Below are 4,637 nucleotides of genomic sequence, written 5' to 3'. Positions count from 1 at the left end.
CGGCGGGGCCACGCCCCGCCCCCCCACCGGCGTGGGGGACGGGATCAGTCTGCCACCCCGCGCCCGGGGATCCGGGTGCCGGGGACTACTTGCGGACCTTGGGCGCGACCAGCCGCGTTCCCGACCACTCCTTGGCGGCGCTGACGCTGCTGGTCTGCGACAGCCCGGCCGTCTGCGCGGCCTCGCCGATGTCGCTGGGCTCCACGTGCCCGTCCCGGCCCGCCTTGGGCGTCAGCAGCCAGATGTTGCCGCCCCCGGTGAGCGGGATCATCGCGTCGGTCAGGCCCTCGAACAGGTCGCCGTCCTCCTCGCGCCACCACAGCAGCACGACGTCGACCACGTCCTCGTAGTCCTCGTCGACCAGCTCGTTCCCCGTGACGGCCTCGACGGAGTCCCTGAGCTCCTCGTCGACGTCGTCGTCGTAGCCGATCTCCTGCACCACCTGGCCCGCCTTCAGGCCGAGCCGTTCGGCCAGGCTGCGCTCAGACTGCGCCTGACCCGCGGTCGCGCTCACGAAAGTCCTCCCATGGTCGTCAAGTCCGCACGGTGCCGTGCATGTATCTGTTCGCCCCCCGGGACGGGTGGCCCGCCCGCACCTGTGCGGTGTTTGCGGGACAGTCCACACAAGTGAGGGCCCCTAGCGCAAGTGTCTTCCCGGCTTTTGGTGGCCTCATTGGTCCGATTACGGAAATCGCGGTGACAGCATCCCCACGCAGGGTGAGCTCACCCCTTGAGAAACGACAACCGGATCTGACGGTCGGCGTTGTCGACGTTGAGGTCCACCAGAGCGACCGACTGCCACGTCCCGAGCGCGAGCCGCCCGCCGACGACCGGCAGGGTCGCGAACGGCGGGACGAGCGCGGGCATCACGTGCGACCGCCCGTGTCCAGGGGAGCCGTGCGCGTGCCGCCAGCGGTCGTCCGCCGGCAGCAGGTCCCCGAGGGCGGCCAGGAGGTCGTCGTCGCTGCCGGCCCCCAGCTCGATGATCGCTACGCCGGCGGTGGCGTGCGGGACGAAGACGTGCAGCAGCCCGTCGCCGCCCGCCGACGCCGCGAACCGCTCGCACTCGGCCGTGATGTCGTGCACGACCTCGCGCGCCCCGGTCGTCACGCGGATCACGGTGCTCTCCATGGTGCCCGGCATACCCGATCCGCGGCCCCGGACGCTTCCGGGGCCGCACGATCTTCATAAACCGCATGATCTTCCGGGACCGCGGGACGCGGTGCCCGGGACGTGCTCGGTCCGGCTAGCGGGACATCCGCTCCCTTGTTTCGATAACCGCGTCGGGCCCCGGGTACACCAGGGTCTCGTGGCCGTCCTCGAACCGGACCAGGTACGGCGGGCTCCCGTTCTCGCCCCGCACCTCCAGGATCTCCCCCTGCCGGTCGGGCTGCCCCACGACGTTGCCGTGGACAAGCAGCCGGTCTCCGACTCGCCCGTTCATGGCTCCTCCGATCTCGTCGGGAAAAACCGCTCTACCGGGTGCGTACCCCGGTTGACCGGGGAGAATGGTTACCGGTTGGTAGAGATGCGTTAGCCGCCATAAACGGCGACGATGGAATCTGAGACGAGCGACAACAGTCTGCCGGGGACCGGTGGCCGACCCGCGCGGAGGCCCCGGTCTCACCAGCATGGACGTAAGGACAGAGGGGACCCCGTGGCTTCCGGACGTCAACGCTTTTCGATCATCAGCGACGGCCTGCCGAGCCAGCTGCCGGACATCGACCCGGACGAAACCCGGGAGTGGCTGGAGTCGCTGGACACGGTCATCAAGACAGAAGGCCGCGGCAGGGCCCGTTACGTGATGCTCCGGCTCCTGGAGAGGGCCCGGGAGCTGCAGGTCGGGGTGCCCGGCCTGCGCAGCACGGACTTCATCAACACCATCCCGCCGGAGCACGAGCCCTGGTTCCCCGGCGACGAGCACGTGGAACGGCGCATCCGCGCCTACATCCGGTGGAATGCCGCGATCATGGTGTCGCGGGCGAACCGTCCCGAAATCGGGGTCGGCGGCCACATCGCCACCTACGCCTCCGCCGCCTCCCTGTACGAGGTCGGCTTCAACCACTTCTTCCGCGGCAAGGACCACGGCGAGTCCGGCGACCAGGTCTTCATCCAGGGGCACGCCTCACCGGGCATCTACGCCCGCGCCTACCTAGAGGGACGGCTGCCCGAGGACAAGCTCGACGGGTTCCGCCAGGAGCACTCGCACCCGGGCGGCGGCCTGTCGTCCTACCCGCACCCGCGGCTCATGCCGGACTTCTGGGAGTTCCCCACGGTGTCCATGGGCCTCACCGCGATCAACTCGGTGTACCAGGCCCGGTTCAACCGCTACCTCTACAACCGGAAGATCAAGGACACGTCCCGCTCGCACGTGTGGGCGTTCCTCGGCGACGGCGAGATGGCCGAGCCCGAGTCGCTCGGCGCGATCGGCCTCGCCGCCCGCGAGGAGCTCGACAACCTCACGTTCGTCATCAACTGCAACCTCCAGCAGCTGGACGGCCCGGTCCGCGGCAACGGCAAGATCATCCAGGAGCTGGAGTCCTACTTCCGCGGCGCCGGCTGGAACGTCATCAAGGTCATCTGGGGCCGCGACTGGGACCCGCTGCTCGCGCAGGACGTCGACGGCGTGCTCGTCAACCAGATGAACACCACCCCGGACGGGCAGTTCCAGACGTTCACCGTCGAGTCCGGCGAGTACATCCGGGAGAAGTTCTTCGGCGCCGACCCGCGGCTGCGCAGGATCGTCCAGCATCTGTCGGACGACGAGCTGCGCAAGCTGTCCCGCGGCGGACACGACTACCGCAAGGTGTACGCGGCGTTCAAGGCGGCCCGCGAGCACGTCGGGCAGCCGACCGTGATCCTCGCGCACACCATCAAGGGCTGGACGCTCGGCTCCGACTTCGAGGCCCGCAACGCCACCCACCAGATGAAGAAGCTCACCAAGGCCGAGCTCAAGGAGTTCCGGGACCGCCTCTACCTCGACATCCCGGACTCGGCCCTGGAGGCGCCGCTCCCGCCCTACTACCACCCGGGCGAGGACTCCGACGAGATCCAGTACATGCGCGAGCGCCGCGCCGCGCTCGGCGGGTTCCTGCCGAAGCGCGTCGTGCGGGCCAAGCCGCTCAAGCTGCCCGGCGACCCCGTCTACAGCGAGCTGAAGAAGGGCTCCGGCAAGCAGAACGTCGCGACGACCATGGCGTTCGTCCGGCTGCTCAAGGACCTGATCAAGGACGAGAACATCGGCGCCCGGTTCGTGCCGATCGCGCCGGACGAGTACCGCACGTTCGGCATGGACTCGCTGTTCCCCACGTCCAAGATCTACTCGCCGCACGGGCAGACCTACGACGCGGTGGACCGCAAGCTGCTGCTGTCCTACAAGGAGTCGCAGAGCGGCCAGATGCTGCACGAGGGCATCAGCGAGGCCGGGTCGATGGCGTCGGCGATCGCCGCGGGCACCGCGTACGCCACGCACGGCGAGCACATGATCCCGGTGTACATCTTCTACTCGATGTTCGGCTTCCAGCGGACCGGCGACCAGATGTGGTCGCTCGCCGACCAGATGGGCCGCGGTTTCCTCCTGGGCGCCACCGCCGGGCGCACCACCCTCACCGGTGAGGGCCTCCAGCACGCCGACGGCCACTCCCCGCTGCTCGCCGCGTCCAACCCGGCCTGCGTCCACTACGACCCGACGTGGGCGTTCGAGCTGGCCCACATCGTCCAGGACGCGCTGCGCCGCATGTACGGGACGTCCGAGGAGCACCCGGACGGCGAGAACATCTTCTACTACCTGACCGTCTACAACGAGCCGTACCAGCAGCCCGTCGAGCCCGACGACGTGGACGTCGACGGCCTCCTCAAGGGCCTGTACCCGTACAAGGCCGCCCCGGAGGTCGTCTCCGGGAACGGTGAGGTCCCGCGGGCGCAGATCCTCGCGTCCGGTGTCGGCGGCCGGTGGGCCCTGGAGGCGCAGCAGCTCCTCGCGGAGGACTGGGGCGTCGCCGCCGACGTGTGGTCGGCGACCTCGTGGAACGAGCTGGCCCGCGAGGCCCGCCGGTGCGACGAGTGGAACCTGCTGAACCCCGACGCCGAGCAGCGCGTCCCGTACGTGACCCGGAGGCTGGAGAACGTGGCCGGGCCGATCGTCGCGGTGTCGGACTTCACCCGCGCCGTACCCGACCAGATCGCCCCGTGGGTCCACACGGACTACACCTCGCTCGGCACCGACGGGTTCGGCTTCTCCGACACCCGCGCCGCCGCCCGCCGGTTCTTCCACGTGGACGCGGCGTCGATCGTCCTGGCGGTGCTGACCCGGCTGGCCCGGCACGGCGAGATCAAGCCGGAGACGCTCCAGCAGGCGATCCAGCGCTACCGGCTCGACGCGGACGTCAGCGACGTGTTCGCCAACGGCGTCGGCAGTTCGGAGAGCAACACAGGCGGAGACGCGTGATCCTCTGTAGAACGCGGTGATCGCGGAGGTGTAGGCCGCAAAACCGGAAGGGCCCCGAGGTTCGGCGGGTTCTAGTGATCCCCGCAACACCCTGATCTTCAGGGAGTTGCGGGGATCATGGATTTTGAGGACCTGAAGGCAAGGTTCTTCGAGGCGCTGGAGCGGGAGAACGGCAGTGTCTCGGGGGCCG

The 4,637-nt window shown here is 69.3% G+C and carries 4 protein-coding genes; 1 reads left to right on the top strand and 3 read right to left on the bottom strand.

The annotated features are described in order from the left end of the window. Positions 1–85: 85 nt before the first annotated feature. From E1289_RS36535 to E1289_RS36525, 3 genes are all read right to left on the bottom strand, one after another. Positions 86–514, bottom strand: coding sequence for a DUF3052 domain-containing protein (locus E1289_RS36535; protein WP_131988589.1), 429 nt, complete (start codon positions 512–514; stop codon positions 86–88). Positions 515–723: 209 nt separating this feature from the next. Continuing rightward, complete coding sequence (locus E1289_RS36530; RefSeq protein ID WP_131988587.1) at positions 724–1,131, bottom strand: YjbQ family protein; 408 nt, start codon at positions 1,129–1,131, stop codon at positions 724–726. Between the two features lie 115 nt (positions 1,132–1,246). Then, positions 1,247–1,444, bottom strand: a complete 198-nt coding sequence (locus E1289_RS36525) for a DUF1918 domain-containing protein (RefSeq protein ID WP_131988585.1) — start codon at positions 1,442–1,444, stop codon at positions 1,247–1,249. 213 nt (positions 1,445–1,657) lie between these two features. Between E1289_RS36525 and aceE the strand changes: the two genes are divergently transcribed. Next, positions 1,658–4,447: a pyruvate dehydrogenase (acetyl-transferring), homodimeric type gene (gene aceE / locus E1289_RS36520; protein ID WP_131988583.1), complete on the top strand. Its 2,790-nt coding sequence runs from the start codon at positions 1,658–1,660 to the stop codon at positions 4,445–4,447. Positions 4,448–4,637 lie beyond the last annotated feature (190 nt).

This window comes from Actinomadura sp. 6K520 (assembly GCF_004349245.1).
Lineage (GTDB): Bacteria > Actinomycetota > Actinomycetes > Streptosporangiales > Streptosporangiaceae > Spirillospora.
Note: the sequence above shows the minus strand (reverse complement) of the source record. Positions and strands in the feature narration are given on the sequence as shown.